The organism is Nonomuraea sp. B10E15 (assembly GCF_039871615.1).
Taxonomy (GTDB): Bacteria; Actinomycetota; Actinomycetes; order Streptosporangiales; family Streptosporangiaceae; genus Nonomuraea.
This window is the reverse complement of record NZ_JBDPMB010000001.1, coordinates 1,130,070-1,152,848: the sequence shown is the minus strand read 5'-3', so window position 1 is coordinate 1,152,848 and position 22,779 is coordinate 1,130,070. Positions and strand designations below refer to the sequence as shown.

The window sequence follows — 22,779 nt, the reverse complement described above, 5'->3', positions numbered from 1 at the left end:
GATCAGGGCGCCCACTCGTACGACATCGCGGGACGCAGCCGCCCGTCCTCGACGACCAGCAGCCGGTCGCCCGGCTCCGCCGACGGGGACCGGTGGGTGATGACCACCAGCGCCCTGTCGCGGCAGTGGCGGCGGAGGACGGAGAAGACGTGCTCGGCGGTCACTCCATCGAGCGCGCTCGTCACCTCGTCCACGATCAGCAGGCCGCACGGGACCAGCAGGGCGCGGGCGACCGCCAGGCGCTGGCGTTCGCCGCCGGACAGCTGGTGGCCGTCCTCCCCCACGGGGGTGTCGAGACCGTCCGGCATCGCGTCGACCAGGCTGTCGAGGCTGACAGCCGCGAGGACGGCGCGCATCTCCTCCTCGGTCACGCCGTCCCGGGCGAAGGCCAGGTTCTCCCGGATCGACCCGCTGAACATCGTCGTGTGCTGGGGGACGAGCGTGGCGACGTCGCGCAGCCTGGCGGCGCCGTCGACGAGGACCTCGCCTCGTGCGGGGGTCAGCAGGCCCGCGAGGACGAGCCCGAGCGTGCTCTTGCCGGAGCCGGTGCGGCCGGTCAGGACGGTGACCGTCCCGGCGGCCACCACGAGGTTGACGTCATCGAGGACCGGGCGGCGGCCACCGCCGTAGTCGTGGCCGACTCCGACGAGGACCGCCGACACGCCGGTCACGGCCTCACGACGAGGCGGTCCGGGGCGGTCGATCGGCTGCGCCTCCGGGATGTCCAGATATTCGGCGATGCGCTCGAACTTGGCCACCGCGGCCTGCACGGACCCGCTGAGCAGCAACAGCGTCTCGATCGGCGACGACAGCCGCATCTGCAACAGCGCCATGACCACCACCGTGCCGACGGACAGCCCGTCGAGCACCGTCCCGGCCAGCCAGAAGATCATCGGTGGCACGCAGGCGAAGGACGCGCCGATGGCCATGTAGGCGAGCGCCCCCGTGACGCGCTGGCGGATCGTCACGTCACGCACGTCCTGGCACACCTGCGCGAAGCGCTGCCGCTGTGCCGCCGTACGGCCGAGCGTGCGGCCCAGCAGGACGCCGCCGGCCGACAGGTCCTCCGCCGCGTACCGCATCAGCGTGGTCAGCAGCCGTTGCCGTTGCCGGGCCAGCCCACGGCGGCGCAGCGTGAAGCGGCGGTTGAGCAGGCTCAGCAGCCACGCCAGGGCCAAGGACACCAGCGCGAGCGGCCAGCTCAGGATCGCCATCGCGAGGGCGGCGGCGGCGAGTGAGGTGATCGCGCCCAGCGCCTGCTGCGCCGTACCCGTCACCAGCTTGTCGACCCCGTCGACGTCACTGATCAGCCTGGCCTGCGTCTCCGCGGCCGACCGTTCGGAGTAGAACCCGAGTGGCCGCGAGGTGACACGGTCGTACAGGTCCATGCGCAGCTGTGCGCTCACTCGTTGCCCCACCCAGTTCGACCAGGCGATCTCGCCGACCGCGAGGACGCTGCCGAGCAGGCCGAGGGCGACGAGCAGGCCGCACAGCAGGGCGAGCGCCGCTGCGTCGCGGCTGGGTAGCGCCTCGTCGATGACGACCTGGATGAGGAGCGGCGACGCCACGCTCACCGGCACGGACACCAGCACCAGGGACAACGACCCGATGACATGGCGCCGGTACGGCCGGAACCAGCCGCCGATCCGGCGGGCGGCCCCCCAGGTCGTGAGCTCGGGCCCCGTCACAGGCGCGGTCATAGGTTCGGTCATGGGCGCGGTCATGGGAACGGATGGGGATGCGGGTTGACCTCGTCGGCGCGCAGCGGCCGGTCGAGGTGGCCGAGCAGGCGCGGCACCTCGTACAGCCGGGGCAGGCCGTCGACGCGCCGATGGTCGTGGCCGAAGGTCATCGGCAGCGTGCCGGGCACGATGACCTTCACGGAGACGAGGCCGGCCGCCCGGTGCTCGGCCGCGGTCTGGTCGACCACGATCACGTCCATGCCGCGGTCGAGGTAGCGGCGTGCGGCGTTCATGGCGTCGTCCCGCAGGTCCGTTCCGCCGTACTCGGTGATCTGCGGCATCTCGGCCAGCGTCCGCCTGCCTGGCGAGTCCGTCAGGAACGACAGGCGGCCGGCGGTGCCGGGGTCGCCGTACACGAGTGCGTGATCCTCCATCTCGCGGACCTGGCGCGGGTCCGCGGCCATGGTGCGCGCACGCGCCTCCTGCCCGGGGTAGCGGGCCAGCAGCGACCGCGTCCCGGGTCCCAGCTCGGTCAGCGCGTTGCGCACGGCACGCACCGGATCCGGGTGGGAACCGGCCGCGCACGCCAGCGCCGGGCCGGCCGGGTCCGGGTTCACGGCCATCGCCCACACGCACGGGATGCGCTGCTCGACGGTGATGTCGAACAGGTGCACCTCGAAACCCGTCTCGGCTTCGATGGACGCCCGGATCAGGTCCGATTCGGCATCGTCCCCGCGGGTGACGAGCCGTGGCGCGGGAAGCCTTGCGTACCAGGTGAGCAGGAACGCGTCGCGCTCGGCCACCTCCATGAGCCCGAACAACACCGCCTCCTCCAGGCAGGAGCCGAGCGCGCAGCCGTTCGACACCTCGTAGACCAGGCCGTGCTCGTGCCTCCCTCCGGTGTGCGCCGCGGCGAAGTAGGCGTGCGAGCGCGGCACCAGGATGGGCCGCCCGCGCGCCAGGGAATGCCCCCACACCCAGGTGATGGGCTCGTCCTCGGTGAACGGCCGGAACCCGAAGCCGTCGAGCGCGTACCGCTCCGGCGGGTAGAGCCCGAGGGCGCGCGGGTCGAGCGCCCTGTCCGAGACGTCGGCGTAGGCGGCGTGGACCGTGCGCGGATGGGAGGGGGACGCGCCTCCGTACCGCTCAAGCGCCTCGAGCAGGGCGACGAGGCGGCTGTGCCGTACCGTGCCCGCCCGGCCGTAACCGTTCTCCGTCTCGCCGCCCCGCAGGCCGACGGGGGCTTCGGTGAGCACCAGCCCCTCGCCCGCGAAGGTGTCCAGCGAACGCACGAGTCCGGTGACGGGGTCGACGTAGAGCTTCTCCAGGGCTTCCAGCCGCTCGTCCATCGGGCGGGCACGAAAGGTGTGGAGCCCGTGCGCGGACCTGGCCGACAAGGACACCGGGTCCGGTTCGTCCGCCCCGCCGCACACGCGGCACAGCGGGTCGGGGAGCACGGGGTGCCGGCTGACGGCGAGCGTCTCCAGGTCGAGCAGCAGGAGAGCGCCCTCCGTTGCCGGTCGCCCGCCCGTCCCGATCCGCATGGCGTCCTCGGCCACGAGGGTCGCCGCCGCCTCGGCGCCGAGCGCGGTGAGCGAGGGCGACGGCCGGGTGCTCAGCCGCGCGCGGTTGCGGCGGAGCACCTCGCGCTGGACGCGCCGGTGGGGGTTCGCCCGCCGTCGCCGGGCTTCCGCGCAACTCACGCATCCGGGCCGGCCGGCGCTCTCCAGCGGCCCGATCACGATGCGGCCGAGTTCGGCGCGCACCCGGAGCCAGGGGAGGCCCAGGCGGGCGCCGGTCGCGCGCGCCGCCGCGGTGCGCGCGGTGTTCCATCCGTCGTCGGCGGCCACCAGCAGGTACGGCTCACCCGCGGCCCCCGGGGTGGCGGGGCTCGTGGCGATCCCCTGTTCCTTCAGCGCGGTCGCGATGCTCGTGCTCAGCAGGCCGTCGCCGGTGAGCAGCACTTCGTCAGGCATCGCACAACACCACGTGCACGAGATAGGGCATGAGTTCGGCGACTTTCCTGTCGTGGTCGAGTGGTACGGCGACCGGGACGCGCCCGGCCGCGCGCAACCGGGCCGCGGCCTGCGCGGGGCCAAGCGCGGGACGGACGGGCGAGGCCGGGTCGCCCGGCGAGGCGCGGCGGGATGCGGGCAGGTCGGGTACGCCGGGCGGCGCGTACGCGGGCCGGCCGTCCGCCTCGGACTGGATGGCCTGGAGCACCTTGCGCAGCCCGTCGCCCAACGCGGCGGCGGGATCGAGTGCGGCGGCGGCCAGCGCGGTCCCGGCGCGGCGCAGCACGTACACCGGCACGCCGAGAGGCCCCGTGACGTCGTAGATCTCGACGTCCTCCCCGAGCACCCGCAGGAACGCGCGGGCGCGTTCGCCTTCCGCGTCCAGTGCCGCCCTGTCGAGGTCGACGCGCGGATGGCGGGCGGCGGTGTGCGGCAGGGCGGCGAGCGTGAGCCTGGCCGCCTGGGCGGCCAGTGCCGCGCCCACGGCCTCGGCCCAGTCCTGGCCCGCCGCCACGCCAGGACGCGGCCAGCCGCCGGTCACGTCGGGGACGTCGGGGAAGCCACCGGCTTTCGCGAGCGGATGGCCGGGGAACACCTGGCCCGCCGGAACCGGCCGGACCCGTTCCGGCTCGTCCGGCTCGTACCCGTGGATCAGGCCGTCGGCGGTGAGACGCCGCGGGTCGCACACCAGGGAGCCGTAGGCGGCCAGCGCCCGCAGCGTCATCCGGGCACGCGCGTGGTCGTCGTGGAATCCGGAGCCGTCCACGACCAGCGGGCCGTCCCTGCCCGCCGGGTCGGGGACCAGGGCCCTGCGGACGCGCAGCGGGAGCTGCGCCCAGTCCGTCTCGACCGGCGTGAAGCAGCCGAGCAGCCGGTCTCCGGCCTCCGCGCCCGCCTCCAGCACCCGCGCCCGGCTGAGCCTTTCCCCCGACGGCGGCGCGGGCGTGCGGCGCGCGGCGTCCGGAGCGGTCGCGGGACGCGCGAGGGGATGAGGCGCGCAGCGGTGTTCCGTGCTCTCCATGGAATCGGTGGCGACCCTGGTCAGCAGGCCGCGCGAGGCGGGGGGAACGGCGCCGGTCAGCGTGCGGAACGCCGCCTGCACGAGTCTGAGCGTCAGCAGGCGCCCCGCATGCGCGGGCGGCTCGGCGCGGGAGTCCGGGCGTTCGCCCCCGACCGCGCGCAGCCGCGGCCAGGCACCGGCCCAGTCGGCGTCCGGCGGGACCAGCCACGCCTCGTCCCGGCGGCTCAGCACGAGCTGCGCCAGCGGTACGCGCGCCTCGCGGCAGGCCTCCGACAGGCGGGCCGCCCGTGCGGCGTCGGACGTCACCTGAAGCACCAGTCCGGTCTCCGGGGGCAGCTCGGCGAGGGGGTCCCCGGTCCAGCACCGCAGCCTCTGGCCCGCGTCGCGGACCGCGATGTCCCGGCGGGGCGCCTCGCCCTCCCCTGGCGGCTCCTCGGCGACCGTGACGCTTTCCAGGCCGGAGGCCAGTGCGGCCGCGGCCAGCTCCTCCAGCAGGCGGCCGGCCCCCGTCACCAGGGTCGCCGTAGCCCGGTAGCCGAGGAAGGCCCGGCGGTCGTGGACGCCGTGCGCGGCCAGGAAGCCGATCTCGCGGGCGTACTCCCGGCTCAGCGGGGTCGGCGCGGGGTCGTCCGGCGGTTCCGTGACGATGCCGCTCTGCCGCAGCGCACCCACCAGGCGCTCGACGTACGACGTGCGGTCCGGATCGAGCGTGGCGGTGAGGTCGGTCAGGGTGCTCCGCCCGTCGAGGCGCGGCACGAGCCGCTCGATCCACCGCCCGACCGCGGCCCCTTCGAACCGCACCTCCCCTCTGGAGGTGAGGAAGCAGGCTCCTTCGTCCGTGACGGCGTAGTAGACGTCGTCCCGCAGCCAGAGTTTCACGACACGGCCCTCCGCTCCGGCAGGCGGCTGCCGAGCGCGAACTCGCCCACGCTGCCCTCGACCATCGGATCGAGCCCGGTGGCCGCCTCGAAGGCTCCCGCGTCGCCCACCCCGAGCGCGCAGGGCGCCAGCCCCATCGCGGTGGCCACCAGGTACATCGTCTGGAAGAGCACGCCGACGTCCTTGAGGATCAGCGAGTAGGACATCTCCCTGTAGGTCCACATGACCCGCCCGAACCGTGCCGCCACCACCAGCACGACCTGCGGGTCGGCGGCGACCCGCCCGTGCAGTGACACCGAGGCGTCGCGCAGCAGCCGGCGTACGGCGTTCGTCATGGCGCCGGCCTGTTCGAGCCGGTGAGCCTGCGGGTCGTAGCGGTACAGGCCGGGCTCGACCCCGGCCACCAGCCTGATCACCGGATAGATCTCCAGGGGGTACGCCATCCCGCCGGACGGATAGGGCCGCCGCACGTGCTCCTCGTCCGTCGTCGGCTGGTTGCGCCCGCACCTGAACAGGAACTCGCCGAGCTCGGCGGCGGTGAGCGGCCGCTGGTCGTCGTGTTGCCTGATCGAGCGGCGGCGGCCGATCACGGCGGCGAGCGGCGGGTCTCCGGCCCCCAGCGCCGTCGTGTCGGGCCGATGCAGGGCGACCCCCGGCCCGGGGCTCGACTCGCGGACCGGAGGGGGGACCGGGAAGTGCCCCGCCGCCCAGTCGGTGCGCCCGTGCGTGCGTCCGAGCCCCGTCGTACGGCGGCTGCGGCCGTGGAACCACAGCTCGTGCGCCGACCACTGGCTGAGCGGCAAGGTGTCGCCTTCGGTGCCCGGCAGGGCCAGCAGCCCGGCGCGCCACAGCCCGGCCCTGAGCAGCCGTCCCGCCCGGGACCGGGGCTCGGGGTCGAACGCGTCCGGCAGGCACGACATGTCGTGCAGCAACGAGGTGCAGCGGGCGCGTGGCGACTCCGCTTCCATGCCCTCCCTGCTCCGCCGGATCACGGCGAACCGCGACAACACCGCCTCCGGCGGCACCGGCTGCTCCGCCTGGACCGGCGGCATGGGCGTCAGCGTGTACAGCGGGCGGCCGTCGAGCTCCACCGTGACGCGCAGCCACCCGCCCGCGCGCAGCGTGGCGAGCAGCTCGTCGTCGTCCTGGCCGGCCGGGACGTCCTCGTCGGCGAGCCGCAGCAGCAGCGCCCGCTGCCGTGGGGTGATCACGCCGAGGTCCTGGGCGTGCGGCCAGCGCACCAGGACGTACCCGTCGTCGGTGACCGTGCCGGTCACACCGTGCCGCAGCCGTACCCTCTCCTCGGTCCGATCGCTCACGTCCGCGCCGATCGGGCTCGCATCGTGGGTCATGCGTCCTCCCGCCGCTCGCCGCCGGTCGACTGGCGCAGGGCGTCCAGGGCGGTCACGCCGCAGACCCTCTCCCCCGCACCGGCCGCCAGGTGGCAGAGCAGGAAACGTTCCGCGGGGGTCACGCCCAGCCGCGTGAGCTCGCTGTAGGTGGCGTTGAGAAGCAGCCTGTTCATCGCGAACGTCGCCGAGTCGCGCAGCTCGGGCCACCCTCGTTCCGCCGCGAGGGCGCGGTGGAACGGGCTGCCGGGCTCCGGGCCTTCCCACCCGCTGTCGTCGCCGTCCACCCGGAGCCGTCCCGCGCGCAGCTCCGCCCGGGCACGGCGGGCATAGGCGGTCAGCGCCCGGCTCCACGCCCGTGTGAAGGGGGCGGCGCCGGGCGTCGCGAGGCGCCGGGTCCGCTCCACCAGGTCGGCTTCGTGCGCGGCGAAGTGCCCGTCCCACAGGTCGCGCCGGCCGTCCCCCTCGGGCCAGGTCGCCAGGAAGGCCTCGGCGTGCGAGCGGAACGACACAAGCCCCGCGCTCAGCCCGCCGCCGAGCAGGCCGGCCGTCGTGATCATCAGGTCGAACGCCACGGCCAGCCTGCGGCCACCGGCCATGACATGACCGGCGATGTCGAAGGCCAGCGGGGTGGTCGCCGCGAGGTGCTCGGCCAGCAGGCCGGCCGCCACCGACGCGCCCCCGTAGGTCCGCGGCCCGGCGTACGGCGCCTCCTCGACGCTGTTGTCCGGTGCCCACGGCGCCAGCGGGCCGGGTTCGCCCTCCAGCTCCGCGAGCCTCCGGTGCAGGGCCATCTCCGCCTCCGGCCGCCGGGGCGCCGTGGAGGGCGCGGCGGCCAGGAAGGCTTTCATGTGCTCGTCCACCGCCTGCCGTGCCAGGTCCGTGCCGCCGGGCCGGGTGAGCAGGTTCAGCCGCAGGTGGGGCCCGCGACGCCAGTGCCTGACGAAATAGGCGCGGTGTCCTGGACCGAGCTCCCCGGCGAGTGCGGCGAACAACGGCCGGACACCTTCGGCGACCAGGCGGTCCTGGTCGCCGCCGTAGAACACGTGGAAGCTCTGCCAGCGCATGCTCACCCCTTCTCCCTGGCAAGATCGGTGACGGCTCGCGCGGCCAGGTAACGCAGGAGCGCTTCGGTGCTCACGTCCACTCCGAGGCGGTTGCAGGCCAGGTGGGCGCACGAGTTGAGGATGGGGAAGAGCGCTCGTGGTTCGTCCACGTGCGCCGCCAGCGCGTCGACCGAGGTGGTCCACGCGGTGAGCGGCCCCTCGTCCCACCGCCCGTCCGCTGCTCTCCGCGTCAGCTCGGCGATCGCCTCGCGCCGCTGCTCGTGGACCTCGGCGAAGGCCGGGTCCACGTCCAGGGCGCCGACCACCTTCTTCGCCCGGGCCAGCCGGGCCGGATCCGGCCGGCAACGCCACCAGGTGCTGAGGATCATGGACAGCGCGACGGTCATCCGCCGGGTACCGCTGAGCCCGCCGGCCACCAGCGGCAACACGATCCGGCTCGACTCGGTGAAGTGGCGCTCCACGGCGGCCATGTAGGCGCGGCCGTACCTGACGTACTCCGGCTCGTAGCCGACGAACGCCAACGTGTTGTTGGCCGCCGGCTCCGCCGCGTAGGCGGTGACCTGCTCCAGCCTGGCCATCTCGGCGGCCTCGCGGGCGTAGTCGGCGGGGTCTGGCGTGAACCTGGCCGGCCGGTCCCTGAACAGATCGGCGCACCGGCGTTCCAGCTCGCGCCGCACTCCGGCGGTGGTGTGCGGCTCGGTCGCCACGCGTACCCTCACGTGCGGCCCGCCGTCCCAGTAGCGCAGGAAGAACAGCTCGGCTCCCGCGCGAGCCAGGGGGGCGACGATCCGGACGATCACCTCGTCCAAATTGTCGTGGTAGTAGATGTGGGCGCTGAGCCACTGGCGCTCACTCATGGCGCATCCTCGGATCGGAGATCTCCAGCAGGACTTCCGCCACCTGGCGCGTCCCCTCGCTCCCGGCCGTCGTGGCGGGGTCGGGAAGCGCCTCCTCGAAGGCGACGGTCCCGGTCGCGCGTCGCAGCAGCGACTCGAAGACCTGGACCAGCGGCCAGGAGCGGAAGTCGATGTAGAAGGGCTTCTCGGTGTTGCCAGGGGCGCGGCGCCGCGACGAGGCGCGCACGAAGCAACGGTCGGGGAGGCCGTGCCGCCGGCGCCAGGCCGTGAGACGCACCAGGTAGGCGGCGTCGGACTCGCCTCGCGTACGCGCGGGCACCTCGCCGGCCGGGGACTCCCAGCGGGCACGCCAGACGACGACGTGCCCGGCGGTGAGGCGCGGCACGACCCGCGTCGGGCTGCCGGGCACGGGTTCTGAGGGGGCCAGCCGGGCGGGCGTGAGCGGGGCCTGCTCGCCGAACGCGCCGAGCAGCACCCGCGCCACCGGCGGCAGGATGGACGTGGCGCACATGCCCAGATGCAGCACCCGGATGTCGTCCGGACCGGCCGGGTGGCTCAGCCGGAGCCGGCCGCTCTCCTCCTCGCGGGTGACGAGCAGGTCCCTGAGCGGCAGCCGGACCACGCCGGGCCGCGGTACCGTCCCGAAGGGGTAGTCGAGCTCGTACGGCAGGCTGGGCAGCCGCTCGTTGAGCGAGAACCCGAACGTTCCGCCGAACCCGGCGAAGGCCGGGCCGTCATCGAGGCGGCTCCGTCCCTGCCCAGGCCAGCGGCCACCGCCGGTGCGCACCAGGTGCCCGACACGAGCGCGGCCCCGCCCGAATCCGATGTCGACCGCGTTGACGGCGAACTCCGTGGCTCCTCCGCCGGGCAGGAGCTGGCCGTAGACGCCGATGGAGTGCAGGCGGCCGGCCCAGCCGGGACGCCGCGCCGCGGCGGCGGCGAGGACGCCCGGCTCGACCCGGCCCGCTCCCGCGACCTCGGCGATCTCCTTCATGCGCAGCCCGTCGAGCTGCTCGATGACGGGAAAGGCCTGGTGGTCCTGATCGGAGGCGCGGGCCGACAGCAGGGAACGCAGCGCCCGACCGGCGGGCGAGCCGGATCGTGTCTCCTCCGCGACGGCGCGGTAGAAGGTGATGAACGGGACGGGGCCGCCACCGGGGAGGGCGCCACGGGCCCACTCGGCCATCGCGAGCCGCGCCCCGAGGCCCAGGTCGAACAGCGACAGCCAGGCCCGCACCGCCTGCAGGTCGTCGAGCACCGGCTGCCAGGCGGTCAGCGCGAGGCCGGCCAGCGGGCGGTGGCTGACCGCGGTCTCCAGCGCCACCCCCGCGTGCTCGCGTCCGGCCCCCCGCACCGTGACGCCCCGCAGGGCCACGCGCTCGCGCAGGTCACGGTGCCTGCTCCGGTGTCCCGCGAGGTCGGCGACGGCGGTCTCCGCGCCCGCCGGCTCGACGGACGGCACGTATCGCAGCAGCCCGACGGCGAGCAGGCGATCCAGGAAGGCGACCACCTTCTCGGGCGGCGCGCCGCCGGTGGCCGCGAGCCGGTCGCGCAGCCGTGCGAGGGGAACGGGTTCGGCCGCGGCACGCAGGCACGCCCTCAGCGCGGGTGTCTCCTCGACGCGCACCACGGGCTCCTCCGGCGGCGACCCGACGTAGCGGAGAACGTCGCCGTCCCGCGTCCAGGCCGGCGTGGCCAGCACCGGTGTCGTCTCGCGCACGGCGGGATCGCTCAGCCGCGCGGCCACCAGGTCGGCGCTGACCTGGTCGAACAGTTCCGTGACGCAGTGCGCCGAGTGCCAGGGATCGCCCGTGACCGTCAGGGGCGCGCCGTCGCGGGTCCACTCCCCCGTGCCCGACACCATGAACGTGCCGTACGGGCTGGTCTTCGTGGCCGCACGGACGGCGTAGCGGGTCAGCGCCGTGATCGACTGGTGGCGCGGGGTCCGGGACTCGTCCGCCAGCCACCTGTCCAGCTCCGCCGACAACGCCGGGCTGGAGTGCCACAGTGCCCGGCGGAAGTTGGGGGCGGCGACGATCTCACGCAGCCGAGCGGGCACCCGGTCGGTTTCCGCGGCCAGGGCGAGGGCGATCTCCGCCTCGCCACGTCTCCACGCCGCCCGCCGGGCGATCCAGACGCCCACCCGGGCCGCGACGTCGTCCGGCACCAGAGCGGCCGACCCGTCGCCCCACTCGCGCGGCCCAGGGGCCCGCCGTCCGTGCAGCGCGCGCCGCAGGCCCACCAGCGCCGGCCTGCCCGGGTCTCCGGGCGCCAGCCGGCCGATCACCTCGTGCAGCAGATCGCCGAGTGCGCCGCCCTCGGCCGCCAGCCAGTCTCCCAGCGCGAGATGCTCGTCGACCGCTCTCGCCGTGTCCACCGTGCGGAGCCCGTCGAGAAGCGTCGCCGGCAGGCCTGCCAGGCGCACGACCGGCGCGACCGGCGCGGCCGGAGGAGCTGGGGACGCTGGGGGCGCGACCAGGCGGTCCACCAGGCACTCGTCCCGGCTCGGGACCGTCCGCCCTGACCGGGCAGCAGCGCCGAGACCCCGGAAGGAATTCACCGGATCGCGCCCTCCGTTCGCGGGGACCTATTCCTCTTCGCCCTCGTCCCAGTCGACGCAGTTGCCGTTCGAACTGGCGCAGGCGCCGCAACTGCACACCATGCTGCAGGCCGCGCATCCACCGCAGATGCCGCAGCTGGACGCGCCGTTGTCGAACATGCCGTGGCCTGTGGTGAGCGAGTCCAGTCCCAGCCCGGAGCCGCTCACGTCGAAGACGTCCACCGGCAACTGCCGGACATCGAAGTCCAGCGCTGTCATGGCATCCATGTCATGCCTCCTTGCATCGGTACATGTGACGCCCACTCTGCTGCGGCGACCTCGCCGCAAACCTTGACGAAACCTGACGCGACGTGCGGCTCAGCCGGATCGCAGCAACTCCTCACCCGCCCGCGACCAGGGTGGTGTCCATGGAGATCCGACTGCTCGGCCCCGTGGAACTCGTCGGCACGCCGCGACGGGTCGCGCTGGGCACGCCCCGGCAGCGATGTGTGCTCGCCGTACTCGCGATGACGCCAGGACAGGTGGTGCCCATAGAGGCGATCGTGGGCCGGGTCTGGGGGCAGGAGCCGCCCATGCACGTCAGGAACGTCGTCTACACGCACGTGTCGCGGTTACGCGGCGCGCTGAAGGGCGTCTCCGCGCACATCGTCAGGGAGGCCGGCGGTTACGTCCTCGCCCTCCCGCCGCACCGCGTCGACGTGTACCGGGCACGCAATCTGGCCGCGCGAGCACGTGTCGAGAACGACCGCACCCGCGCCGCGACGCTGCTCGCCTCCGCCTGCGCTCAGTGGACGGCCACCCCGCTGGCGGGCATCGACGGGGATTGGGCGGCGGCCACCAGGCAGGCACTCAGGCGCGAGCACGCGACGCTGCTGTTGCGGAGATTCTCCGCCGAGCTGAAGCTCGGCCGTACAGGCTCGCTGATCGGACCGCTGTCGGAGGCCATGATCCAGCATCCGTTCGACGAACCGCTGGCGGGTCTGCTCATGGTCGTCCTGTACCGGACCGGGCGGCGCGCCGACGCGCTCGCGCTCCATGATGAGGTACGGCGGCGGCTGCGTGACTGCCTGGGCGTCGAGCCGGGCCACGCCCTGGAGCGCCTGCACGTCCAGGTGCTGCACCGTGCACCGCACCTGGAGGATCAGGACGCGCCGCTGCTCACGGGCGGCTGAGGTGCCGTGCGCCGGCACGCGGCCCGGTCAGTCCAGCACAGGAGACCGGCCGGCTGCCGCACGGCGCCCTTCGAGCCGGGGCACCCCCAGCAGGGCCGCGACGCCGCGCGCGCGGGCCGCGCGTCGTTCCGGCTCGGGATCCTCGGCTTCGGCGCGCTCCAGGGCGAACAGGCGTACCAGGTCGTGACAGCGGTAGCGCGCTCCGGTCACGTCGTGGCCGGCGTACTGCAGCAGCTGGGCGTCGGCCAGATCGCCCGCCAGGGCTTCGGCCTCGTTCTGGGAGACGTCGAGCAACGCGGCCAGCAGCCATGGTGCGACGCCGTCGAGTCTGGCTGCGATCGCGAAGCGGCGCAACGCGGCCCGCTGCCGGTGATCGAGACGCCGGTACGACGCCAGCAGGCTGCCGCGCACGCCGATCTCGCCCAGGTCCAGCTCGTTCAGCCGGTCACCTTCGCCGTCGAGCCGGTCGGCCAGCTCGGCGAGGGTCCACGAGGGACGGTGCGACAGCCGCGCGGCCGCGATCCGCAGGGCGAGCGGCAGCAGGTCGCACAGGTCGGCGACCCGCCCCGCCGCGGCGGTGTCGAGCGTTCTGCCGGTTCTGTTCAGCATCGTCACGAGCAGATCGCGAGCCTCGCCGGACGTGAGGGCGCCGAGGTGGACGGCGCGGGCTTCCTCAAGCGCGGTGAGCGCGGGGAGGATGTGCCTGGAGATCACGATCACGCGGCTCGGCCCGCCTCCGGGCAGCAGCGGGCGGACCTGGGCGGCGGAGTCGGCGTCGTCCAGGATGATCAGCAGCCCGCGTTCACGGGTCAGGGAGCGGAACATCGCCGACCGGTGCTCGGTGTCGGGCGGGATCACGTGCGGCCGCACCCCGAGGGCCCGCAGGAACCCGTCGAGCACCATGCCGGGCTCCGCGGGTGATGTGGTGTCGTCGCAGGCCCGCAGGTCGGCGTAGAGCTGTCCGTCCGGGAACGCGCCACGCTCGCGCCACGCCCAGTGCAGCGCGAGCCCGGTCTTGCCGGCCCCCGCAGGGCCGCTCACCGCGAGCACCGTCGGCCCGCCCCGCCCGGCCGTCATCCCGTCGAGCAGGGCCAGCTCGGCTTCGCGTCCCACGAACGTCAAGGGCGGAGGCGGCAACGCGGCGGGCGCCGCCGGTATCGCCCCGCCGCGCCACTCGGGGGCTGCCGCCGCGGGGCTCGGGAGCGCGTCGTTGAGGATGGCGTGTTCGAGGCGGCGCAGCTCGGGCCCGGGCTCGACGCCGAGCTCGTCCGCCATCAGACGGCGCCCCTCGCGGAAGGCGGCGAGCGCGTCGGAGGCGCGGCCCAGGCGATACCACGCGACCATGAGCTGACCACGCAGCCGTTCACGGTACGGGTGGGCCGCCACGAGCGCCGCGAGCTCGTCGACGACCTTGTGGTGACGGCCCAGGTCGAGCTCGATCGCGAGCCGTTCCTCGATCACGGTGTGACGCAGCTCGTTGAGCCGCGCGGCCTCCTCCCGGACCAGTGGCAGCCCGTCGCATCCCTGGAAAGCGGGCCCCCGCCACAGGTCCAGCGCCTGCCGCAGCAGCTCTCCCCCCTCCTGCGCCCGCCCCGCCTCGGCTGCCGCCCGGCCTCGGCGGACCAGGCTCTGGAACCGGCCCGCGTCCCATTCGTCGGCGTCGATCCGCAGCCGCCAGCCGTACGCGCCCGAGCACAGACGCGGTCCCAGGTCCTTGCGCAGCCGGTACAGGTAGATGCGCACGCTGCGCACCGCGGAGGCCGGCGGGTCCTCCGGCCACACGGCGTCGATCAGGGACGGCATCGCGACCTCGGTGTTGGCCCTGGCCAGCAGGGCGGCAAGCAGACCACGTGGTTTGGGGGCGAAGGCAGCGAGCTCGGCCTCCACCGGGCCCAGCACCCGGAATCTCATCGGTGGCGGCCCGCCCGCCCTGGTTCCCTGTACGCCCTGGGCGAGTCGGCGGTCCAGCCGGAAAGGCTCGATGTCTCGTCCCGTTGTCAGTCGTTCCGTCATCCGCGTCGCCGGTCCCCCGTGTGGCAGCGTGAGACGTCGCCGGATCCACGGCACAGCGGCGTCTCCCCCGTAAGGCAACGCGTCCGCTCTCCCAGCGTCGGGTTGCCCGCCGCCCCGACATGGTCCCGCCCCGCGGGCCGATCGGGCCAGAACTTTCGGTTGAGCCCAAAACACACAGGTCAACGGCACGGCATGCCGCCGTCGAGGCGAGTGGCGCCGCACGAGCGGTGAGACCCCGCCTCTCGCCACCCATCGGCAAGGGGCCTTCCGAACGTTTCGCATAAGTCGGTCACGCGAGAGGGCGGAGATACTGGTAGGCATGATGGGTGGCCTGCTGAGGATCGTTTTCACCGCCGAGGATCTCGCCCGGGTACGCATCGCCTCCCGCGTCGATGTCATGTGGGAGACCGTGATGAGCCTCTACCGCCTGCGCGACCGTGGCGGCGGCCCGGACATGACCGGCTGGCGGCGTCGAGCGCGCACGAACCTCGCCTCGGCGGGCTTGCTCGAACCCGTACGGCGCACCCTGGTCCCGCTGGCCCCGACGGGCGCGTACTTCCCCGACTTCCTGACCCCGATCGAGGCTCAGGGCGGATTCGACGACGGCATCGCGGCGCTGGTCGACACGCCACGGGAACGCGTCCGGCAGGAGATGACCGTCCTGCACGCGCACGCCGGTCTGCCGGGCGGCCTGGACGACCTGGCCAGGGGCGATCAGCGAGCCATCCGCCGGCTGGCCGACCTGGTGGCCGGCTACAGCCGCACGGCGCTCGGCCCTCTGTACACGACGCTGGAAAGCGTCCTCGGCCACGAGCGCTCCACGCTGGCCCGCCTGCTGCTGGACCACGGCGTGGAGTCCATGCTCGCGGGCCTGGCGCCGGCGCTGCGCTGGCGCCCCCCTGCGCTGGAGGCCTCCTATCCCGCCGGCGACAGGGAGATCCAGCTGGGCGGCCGGGGCCTGACTCTCATCCCGTCGTACTTCTGCCAGATCACCCCCGTCGCGCTGGTCGACGAGCGGCTGCCCCCGGTCCTGGTCTACCCGGCCGTCAACCGCCCGGAGCCCGTGCCCGCGGCCGCTCCCCGGGACTCGCTGTCCGTGCTCCTCGGGGCCACCCGTTCCCGGATCCTGCGGTGCATCGCCTCGGGGATGGGTTGTACCACCACCGAGCTCGCACGGCGTACCGGAACGTCGCTCTCCAACGCCAGCCAGCACGCGCAGGTGCTGCACGGCGCCGGGCTGATCACCAGCACCCGTCACGTCAACATGATGGTGCACCAGATCACCGACCTGGGCGCCGGGCTGGTCCGCGGCGGCCGCTCCCGCGACGAGCGGCCTCTCTCGTCCTGACCCGGCGACCGTCGGCGGGGTAGGGCACGCGGGCCGTGACACCAAGGCGGCCGGGCCCCCTGCCGAGGTCATTCGAGGGCCGCGGCACTCCCCGGCGGCGCGGCGTCTTCCCTCCGGGCGGCCCGCAGGACGACGGCCATGAAGATCAGGCCCACGCCGATGCTCAAGGAGTGCTGAACGATGGCGAGCATCGTGTACTCGGCGGTCACGAAGCCTCCGGGTCGGAGGATGACCATGGGCAGCTTCCAACCGCTCCACGCGAACATCGAGCCGGAAGCCCCGAAGGCCAGCGTCATCGGCACCCACCGCCGAAGCCGGGCAGGCCGGCGGCGGATGATCGCCCAGATGCTCCAGGCTCCGAGCAAGGCCCACAGTCCCGCGCTCGCGTTCAGCAGCCGCCCGTGGAGATCCCCGTGTTCGCGGTGAGCCGGATCGAGGCCCAGCGTCCCGCCCAGCGCCCAGGAGGACCACAGCAGCCCCAGCCCGGCCGCCACGACCACTGCCGCCGTGACCAGCCCCGATGAGCGGGACGGGCCGTCTTCGACGTGGCCGAGGAAGGCCCGCGGCCACCGTTCCCGCAGATAGATCGGCAACGCCACGGCCAGCCCCACGGCCATCCCGGTGAAGCCGATGGTGAGGAAGACCGTATCCTCTCGCGCAGCCGATGCGATGCCGTCGCCTCCACCCGGATCGGCCTCGAGCACGCCGAGGACGCCGCTGATCACCGTGTAAGGAAGCATCGGGACCAGGAAGCCCGCACCCACCCAGGAGAAGAAGATCACCGGAGCGGCGGGCAGCCGGCGGCCCCATCGCTGGGCCAGCGCCAGCCCCAGCGCGATCCCGGTCACCGCCATCACCACGGTGACGGCGTTCAGCAGCACCCAGCCGGCGGTGCCGTAGGTGCCCGGCCCGTGGCCGAGCAGAGCTGCGGCGATCCAGACGATCTTCACTGCCAGGTAGAGCGACATGCTGAACGCCGCGGCGTAGCCCGCGAGCCTGCGCACCGCGCTCCATCGCGCACCCGTACTCATAGCAGCGGGGAACCCGCCCGACCCTGCGTCACCCGCACCCGAACCTCCCGAACCCACCGAACTGGACGCCGCCGAATCTCCCAGGATCGTCGTCCGGACGGGATCCCCCGACGGTGTGAAACACCGGCGGTCCCTTCCCCCGCGCAGGGGAGAGTGCAGGTCCGGCAGCGCGCGGTGGATCGGGCGCAGGACGCCGGCCAGGAAGAAGCCGGGCGTTCTGCCGCCGGCGTGCGATCTTCTCCCGCCTTCTCCCGCGTCCGGGCCGTGTCCGCTGGAATCGCCGTCGGCGCATACGTCCGCCTCGTCGGCACGCCCCTGTAAGGTGAGCGGCCATGGCGAGAAAGCTCGGCGTCCTGCTCGTGTCGCTGGCGCTCACCGGCTGCGCCGCCTCGGGCCCGGCCACGTCGCGGCCATCACCGTCGCCGCCCGTACCGCCGCCAGTACCGTCGCCCGGCGCGTCTTCTCCGGCCGCGTCTGCCCCGGCCGCGTCCAGCCCGGTTGTGGCCAGCCCGGTCGCGGTCACCCCTGCCGCTTCGCCGCCCGCGCCGCCGCGGTGCGCCGGGGATGCGGAGCCCGGTGACCTGAACGGCGACGGGTACGCCGACCTCGCCTTCGTCTGGACGGGCGCGACGGGCCAATCGCTGGAGCGGGGTCAGCTCGTGGTGGTGCACGGATCGGCGCGCGGGCTCGACCCGTCCACGGCGTACGTCGCCGGCGAGGCGAACATGACGGGTGAGGTGCTCCCCCAACTCGCGGATCTCGACGGCGACGGTTGCGCCGACGTCGTCATCCCGGACCGTTCGCTGTCGATCTTCTGGAGCGGCCTGGGCCCGGCCACCGTTCTGCCGTACGGCAGCCGCTCCGGCCTGGCCGACCTCGACGGGGACGACGCGATCGACATCCTGGCGGCCAGGTCGCGCGAAGGCGACACGGACGGCTCCCCGCTCGTCCTCCTCCACGGCCCGTTCACCAGGTCCGGCGGACCGGCCCGCGAGGCGAGCCGCCCGCTCCCCGAAGGCGAATGGCCCGGCAGGCTGGTCACCGATCCGCGCGGGTCCGGCGCCGTCCTGTACGGGCCCGACGACGGCGAGCAGGCCGACGCCTGGCTCCTGACCGGCGAAGCGTTCCGCGAGGTGGCCACGGGCAGCGCGGCCGTGTTCGGCGACTTCGACGGCGACGGACGCCGCGACGTGGCGATCGGCGACAGCGGGGCGCGCAACAACGAGCCCGGCAGCGACACGGAGGCCCCGTCCGTCGACGGCATCACCCGCGTCTTCTACGGCCGCGACCGCGAACCGCAGATCCTCACCGGCCTGCGGGGCAGCCTGGCCTGCGGCGACCTGAACGGCGACGGCCGGGACGACCTCGTCTCCGGCGAGGTCACCGGCAAGAACGCCGTCATCACCGGCAAGGCCGAGATCCTCACCGGCTCCCCGCAAGGCCTGCGCCGCCCCGGCCTGGTCACCACCCACGGCGGACCCGACCGCGCCTCCGCCGGCAAGCCCCTCAAGGAGTGGCAGCGCGGCGCCGTGAAGACCTGGGCCCTGGCCGACTACGACGGCGACGGCAAGGACGAGTTGCTGCGCGTCTGGCGTGGCGGCCTGGACCTCGCCCGCTTCTGGCGGCTCGACGCCGGGGGCAGGACCCGGCAGACCTTCGATCTGGGAGGCAGCGAGGCCGAGGGCCGGAACAGAGAGATGGGCGTCCGGCAATAGCGGGGCGGGCATCCATCCTCACTCCGGTCGCGCCGCGGCCTGGACCTGGCGGACCGCCTCCTGCACGCCCCCGCTCCAGGGTGCGCCGTGCCCCGGCAGCACCCACTTCGCCCGCACCTCCGCCAGCCGGTCGAGCGAGGCCAGCGCCTGCTCCCGATCGTCGGTGAACGGCGCCGGCTGCGGCCCGCGCCGTCCGGTCAGTACGTGCCGGGTCGTGAGCCCGTCGCCGACGAACACCGCGTCGGCCTCGGTCACGTGAACGGCGACGCTGCCCGGCGAGTGACCTGGCAACCGCAGGATGCGGGGCGAGCCCGGCAGGTCAAGAACGTCGCCGTCGGCCACCTCCGACACCTGGGTCAGGTACGTCGTGCGCAGGCCGCCCTTGCGGGCGGCGTACCAGAGGAAGCCGGCCGTGGCGCCGAGCCTGGCATGCCCCCAGCTGTTCTTGACCTTGACCTCGCCCCGGGCGCGCGCGGCGTCGGCGCTGTGGACGAAGACCGGGACGCCGTGGTCCCGGCGGAGCCGTTCGGCGAAGCCGAGATGGTCGGTGTCGCCGTGGGTGAGCACGACGCCGCGGATGTCAGCCGGGGTGCGGCCCAGGGCGGCGAGCTCGGCGGTCAGCTCGCGGAAGTGCCCGGCCAGCCCGGCGTCGACGACCGTCACGCCATCGTCGGTGACGACCAGATAGACCGCCACGATGTCGTTCCCGATGCGATGCAGGTGCCGATCAAGCCTCATGATCCGTCTCCTCGTCGATCCGCCATGATGGCTACGGTACATAGCCATCATGGCTAATGTCCATAGCTATACTGTGGAGGCGACACCGCACCGCCGGAGGAGAACGTATGCCGACGCCCGACCGCACCTCGCTGGACGCCATCGTCGAAGCAGCCCGCGACATCCTGGAATCGCACGGGCTCGCGCAACTGACCATGCAGGCGGTCGCCGGCCGGGTCGGCGTGCGCGCCCCCTCGCTCTACAAGCGGGTGCGCAACCGCGACGCCCTCGTCCGCCTCGTCACCGAGGCCACCCTCCTCGACCTGGAGAAGCACCTCGACGCCGTCCCGGCGACCACCGATCCCCGTGAGACGCTGGCGGCCCTGCTCCGCGCCTTCCGCGCGTTCGCCCACGCCCGCCCGGCCGCCTACCGCCTGATCTTCACGAACGTTCCGGCCCCGGCCAGACCCGATCCGGCCCTCCTGAGCCGCACGGCGACCCCCCTCCTGCAGATCGCCGCCGACCTGACCGGCCCCGGCCAGGCCCTCGAGGCGGCCCGCACGATCACCGCCTGGGCGCACGGCTTCATCAGCATGGAACTGGCCGCCGCCTTCAATCTCGGCGGCGACGTGGACCGCGCCTTCGAGTACGGCCTGACCCACCTGACGGCCGCCATCACCAAGCCGGCCTGACTCCACCCGACCGCGCACCGAGCCGTCGACGCCCGAGCGGCCATCGCCGAATGCAGCAAGCTTGTCTTTTACAATCATGCTTGGTCAATCCAAGCCAGCGGTACGATCTGCAGTATGGCGGCTCGCGAATACGGCCAGTTCTGCGGCCTGGCCCGTGCCCTCGAGATGGTCGGCGAGCGCTGGACCCTGCTGATCGTCCGCAACCTGCTGTCGGGGCCCCAGCGCTACACCGACCTGCGCAAGGGCCTGCCCGCCATCCCGACCAACATCCTGGCGGCCCGCCTCAAACAGCTCGAAGAGGCGGGTCTGGCCGTCCGCCGCGCGCTCCCCCACCCCGAGCGCGCGGTCGTCTACGAGCTCACCGACTACGGGCTCCAGCTCCAACCGGCGCTGATCGCGCTCGGCCGCTGGGGCGCCAGGACGATGACCGGGCCCCGCCCCGGCGAGATCGTCACCGCCGAGTCGGTGGCCATGGCCTTTCGCACCACCTACCGGCCGGAAACAGCCCGGGACACGACCATCGGCTACGAGGTCCGCATGGGTGGCTTCACCCTCCGCCTGCAGATCACCGACGGGGCACTGACCGTCGGCATCGGCCCGCATCCCGCCCCGGACCTCGTCATCGAGAGGCTGTCCGATCAGGGAATCCACGCCCTGATGACCGGCACCAGGACCGCCGGCCAGGCACTGGCCGACGGCAGCGTGCGGGTGGAGGGCGATCCCGAGCTTCTCCACCGGTTCGCCGAGACCTTCCGCTTCTGACCGGCCACTGGGCCGGTCACTGGGCCGGTCACTGGGCCGGCCGGTGACCGCCGGCCCGCCCGCACCCGGCCGTGGGTCATACGGGCTGCCCGATCGGCCGGATGGTCAGGGTGTTGAGGTCGACGCCCGCCGGCTGGTCGAGGGCGAAGCAGATGGACTCGGCGACGTGGTGGGGAGGCATGGCGAAGGAGGGTGCGCTGTCGCCTGGCCAGAAGGGGGTGTCGATCATGCCGGGATTGACGAGGGTGACGCCGATGCCACGGGTCGTGGCGTACATCCGCAGGTTCTCGGCCAGCCCGGTGACGGCCCACTTGGTGGCCGAGTAGAGGTTGGCGGGGCTGTTCTTCAGTCCGGCGACGCTGCCGACGAGCACCAGCCGCCCGCCGGTGGCCTCGAGGTGGGGCAGGGCGGCCCTGGCCAGCAGGGCGGGGCCGAGGACGTTGGTGAGGACCATGGGCGGCCACAACTCCGGGTCGCCGTCGCCGAGGGTCGCGCCCGCGGTGTGCTGGTAGTCGCTGGAGACGAATCCGGCGTTGGCCACCGCGGCGTGCAGGGCGCCGAAATGCTCCACGGTGCGGGTCACGGCGGCCTGGGTGGCCGGCCAGTCGGCCGCGTCGGCGATGACGCCGAGCAGCCGGTCGGGGTGGCCGGTCTCGTCGAGGAAGGCCCTGAGTCTGCTCTCGTCGCGGCCGGTGACGGCCACGCGGTGGCCGCGGTCGAGCAGCAACCGTGCGGTGTGGGCGCCGATGCCGCTGGTCGCGCCGGTGATCAGTACGGTCTTGCCGGTCATGGACATGCTCCCGGGTGATGGAGGTGGACGGTCTGCTGGTGGGGCGTCGCCCCGGTGGCACGCGGACGGTCTCCTCGTGCCAGGCGGACTGCCGGCGGCCGAGGTGGGCCGCGAGCCGCTTGACGCGCCGCGCCCCGAGCTTGATCGACGCCCACACCACGGTGAAGCCTGCTGGACACCCAGGTCGTGCTGTCCGCGACGCCATGGGCAATTCCAACAATCGTGTTGTTACTACGACCCTAACCCGGGCCGGTTCCAACTGCAACGTTGGTGTTGGACTAGGATGTGCCGCATGGCCTGGGATGTCGAGGGTACGAAGCGCCGCATCTACGAGGCGGCGCTGGCCGAGTTCGCCGAGCACGGACCGGACGGGACGACCGTCGACCGGATCGCGAAGCGCGCCCGGATCAACCGTGAACGGGTCTACAACTACTTCGGCGACAAGCCCAAGCTGTTCTCAGCGGTGATCCGCAGCGAGCTGGACAGGATCGCCGCCGCCGTGCCGCTGGTCATCACCCGCGCCGCGGACGTCGGCGAGTTCGCCGGCCGCACGTTCGACTACCAGCGGGCTCATCCCGACCTGGCCCGGCTGGTGCTGTGGGAGGGTTTGTCGGACACCGGCAGCGTGTCGGACGAGGTCGTGCGCACCGAGCTCTACTCCGGCAAGGCCCAGGCCGTGGCAGCGGCGCAACAGGCCGGGCTGATCGACGACACCCTCGACCCCGCCCATCTGATCTTCCTGGTCATCGCGCTGTCGAGCTACTGGTCCGCGGCGCCGCAGATCGCCCGGATGTTGTCCGGCAGCGACGTCCAGGACGGCGCCGAAGCCGCCCGCCGCCGTGCCGCCGTGGTCCACGCCGCCCAGCGGATCGCCGCGCCCCGACCGACCGACGGCACCACGACCGGCTGAAGCCTCTTCGAGATACGCCTCCTTACGCCGCACCGGACCGGCGGGCGGCTCTCAAGCGGGCCGGCTCGGGTTCGAGAGCGTTTGACCGAGTGCGCCCGCATTCTCTGCGACGCCTCGGAAACGTTACCGACGACACCCCCAAAACAGCAGGTCAGACACTGTGCCGCCCGGCCATGCCCGGGCCGTCGGCCTATCTGAG

The 22,779-nt window shown here is 73.5% G+C and carries 18 protein-coding genes; 6 read left to right on the top strand and 12 right to left on the bottom strand.

The window, feature by feature from the left end; all coding sequences use genetic code 11:
• Nucleotides 1–2: 2 nt before the first annotated feature.
• The 8 genes from ABGB14_RS05225 to ABGB14_RS05190 form a co-directional block, all read right to left on the bottom strand.
• Nucleotides 3–1,712, bottom strand: coding sequence for an ABC transporter ATP-binding protein (locus ABGB14_RS05225; protein WP_347642376.1), 1,710 nt, complete (start codon nucleotides 1,710–1,712; stop codon nucleotides 3–5).
• Between the two features lie 8 nt (nucleotides 1,713–1,720).
• On the bottom strand, nucleotides 1,721–3,658 hold the full coding sequence (locus tag ABGB14_RS05220) for a TOMM precursor leader peptide-binding protein (protein ID WP_347642375.1): 1,938 nt from the start codon (nucleotides 3,656–3,658) through the stop codon (nucleotides 1,721–1,723).
• The gene (locus ABGB14_RS05215; RefSeq protein WP_347642374.1) at nucleotides 3,651–5,597 is read right to left on the bottom strand and encodes a hypothetical protein; all 1,947 of its coding nucleotides are present in this window, start codon (nucleotides 5,595–5,597) and stop codon (nucleotides 3,651–3,653) included. The genes ABGB14_RS05220 and ABGB14_RS05215 overlap by 8 nt, the downstream gene beginning before the upstream one ends.
• On the bottom strand, nucleotides 5,594–6,949 hold the full coding sequence (locus tag ABGB14_RS05210; RefSeq protein ID WP_347642373.1) for a SagB family peptide dehydrogenase: 1,356 nt from the start codon (nucleotides 6,947–6,949) through the stop codon (nucleotides 5,594–5,596). The genes ABGB14_RS05215 and ABGB14_RS05210 overlap by 4 nt, the downstream gene beginning before the upstream one ends.
• Nucleotides 6,946–8,013, bottom strand: a complete 1,068-nt coding sequence (locus tag ABGB14_RS05205; protein ID WP_347643124.1) for a thiopeptide maturation pyridine synthase — start codon at nucleotides 8,011–8,013, stop codon at nucleotides 6,946–6,948. Before ABGB14_RS05205 ends, ABGB14_RS05210 begins: the two co-directional genes overlap by 4 nt.
• Nucleotides 8,014–8,015: 2 nt before the next feature.
• Nucleotides 8,016–8,870: a thiopeptide-type bacteriocin biosynthesis protein gene (locus tag ABGB14_RS05200; protein WP_347642372.1), complete on the bottom strand. Its 855-nt coding sequence runs from the start codon at nucleotides 8,868–8,870 to the stop codon at nucleotides 8,016–8,018.
• A complete protein-coding gene (locus ABGB14_RS05195) occupies nucleotides 8,863–11,358 on the bottom strand; it encodes a lantibiotic dehydratase (RefSeq protein WP_347642371.1) in 2,496 nt (831 codons plus the stop codon). The genes ABGB14_RS05200 and ABGB14_RS05195 overlap by 8 nt, the downstream gene beginning before the upstream one ends.
• 99 nt (nucleotides 11,359–11,457) lie before the next feature.
• Nucleotides 11,458–11,697, bottom strand: a complete 240-nt coding sequence (locus tag ABGB14_RS05190) for a thiomuracin/GE37468 family thiazolyl RiPP peptide (RefSeq protein ID WP_347642370.1) — start codon at nucleotides 11,695–11,697, stop codon at nucleotides 11,458–11,460.
• Nucleotides 11,698–11,837: 140 nt separating this feature from the next.
• Between ABGB14_RS05190 and ABGB14_RS05185 the strand changes: the two genes are divergently transcribed.
• Nucleotides 11,838–12,602 (top strand): AfsR/SARP family transcriptional regulator, encoded by a 765-nt coding sequence (locus tag ABGB14_RS05185; RefSeq protein WP_347642369.1) that lies wholly within the window; start codon nucleotides 11,838–11,840, stop codon nucleotides 12,600–12,602.
• 27 nt (nucleotides 12,603–12,629) lie between these two features.
• On the opposite strand, the gene ABGB14_RS05180 is transcribed toward ABGB14_RS05185, so the two are convergent.
• Complete coding sequence (locus ABGB14_RS05180) at nucleotides 12,630–14,501, bottom strand: BTAD domain-containing putative transcriptional regulator (protein WP_347642368.1); 1,872 nt, start codon at nucleotides 14,499–14,501, stop codon at nucleotides 12,630–12,632.
• A gap of 433 nt (nucleotides 14,502–14,934) precedes the next feature.
• Between ABGB14_RS05180 and ABGB14_RS05175 the strand changes: the two genes are divergently transcribed.
• A complete protein-coding gene (locus ABGB14_RS05175; RefSeq protein WP_347642367.1) occupies nucleotides 14,935–15,963 on the top strand; it encodes a winged helix-turn-helix domain-containing protein in 1,029 nt (342 codons plus the stop codon).
• A gap of 68 nt (nucleotides 15,964–16,031) precedes the next feature.
• Here ABGB14_RS05175 and ABGB14_RS05170 read toward each other — a convergent pair whose 3' ends face one another.
• A complete protein-coding gene (locus tag ABGB14_RS05170; protein WP_347642366.1) occupies nucleotides 16,032–16,967 on the bottom strand; it encodes a hypothetical protein in 936 nt (311 codons plus the stop codon).
• A 359-nt stretch (nucleotides 16,968–17,326) separates the two neighbouring features.
• On the opposite strand from ABGB14_RS05170, the gene ABGB14_RS05165 reads away from it, so the two are divergent.
• Nucleotides 17,327–18,709 carry a VCBS repeat-containing protein gene (locus ABGB14_RS05165; RefSeq protein WP_347642365.1) on the top strand — a complete coding sequence of 461 codons (1,383 nt, stop codon included), beginning with the start codon at nucleotides 17,327–17,329 and terminating at the stop codon, nucleotides 18,707–18,709.
• An 18-nt stretch (nucleotides 18,710–18,727) separates the two neighbouring features.
• Here the strand turns inward: ABGB14_RS05165 and ABGB14_RS05160 are convergent, their stop codons facing one another.
• Nucleotides 18,728–19,447 carry an MBL fold metallo-hydrolase gene (locus ABGB14_RS05160; RefSeq protein WP_347642364.1) on the bottom strand — a complete coding sequence of 240 codons (720 nt, stop codon included), beginning with the start codon at nucleotides 19,445–19,447 and terminating at the stop codon, nucleotides 18,728–18,730.
• 107 nt (nucleotides 19,448–19,554) lie between these two features.
• On the opposite strand from ABGB14_RS05160, the gene ABGB14_RS05155 reads away from it, so the two are divergent.
• Together ABGB14_RS05155 and ABGB14_RS05150 are read left to right on the top strand one after the other, a co-directional pair.
• Nucleotides 19,555–20,118, top strand: coding sequence for a TetR/AcrR family transcriptional regulator (locus ABGB14_RS05155; RefSeq protein ID WP_347642363.1), 564 nt, complete (start codon nucleotides 19,555–19,557; stop codon nucleotides 20,116–20,118).
• Between the two features lie 114 nt (nucleotides 20,119–20,232).
• On the top strand, nucleotides 20,233–20,880 hold the full coding sequence (locus ABGB14_RS05150; RefSeq protein WP_347642362.1) for a winged helix-turn-helix transcriptional regulator: 648 nt from the start codon (nucleotides 20,233–20,235) through the stop codon (nucleotides 20,878–20,880).
• Between the two features lie 76 nt (nucleotides 20,881–20,956).
• Here the strand turns inward: ABGB14_RS05150 and ABGB14_RS05145 are convergent, their stop codons facing one another.
• Nucleotides 20,957–21,670, bottom strand: a complete 714-nt coding sequence (locus ABGB14_RS05145) for an SDR family NAD(P)-dependent oxidoreductase (RefSeq protein WP_347642361.1) — start codon at nucleotides 21,668–21,670, stop codon at nucleotides 20,957–20,959.
• Between the two features lie 292 nt (nucleotides 21,671–21,962).
• Between ABGB14_RS05145 and ABGB14_RS05140 the strand changes: the two genes are divergently transcribed.
• Nucleotides 21,963–22,580, top strand: a complete 618-nt coding sequence (locus ABGB14_RS05140) for a TetR family transcriptional regulator (protein ID WP_347642360.1) — start codon at nucleotides 21,963–21,965, stop codon at nucleotides 22,578–22,580.
• Nucleotides 22,581–22,779: the final 199 nt, after the last annotated feature.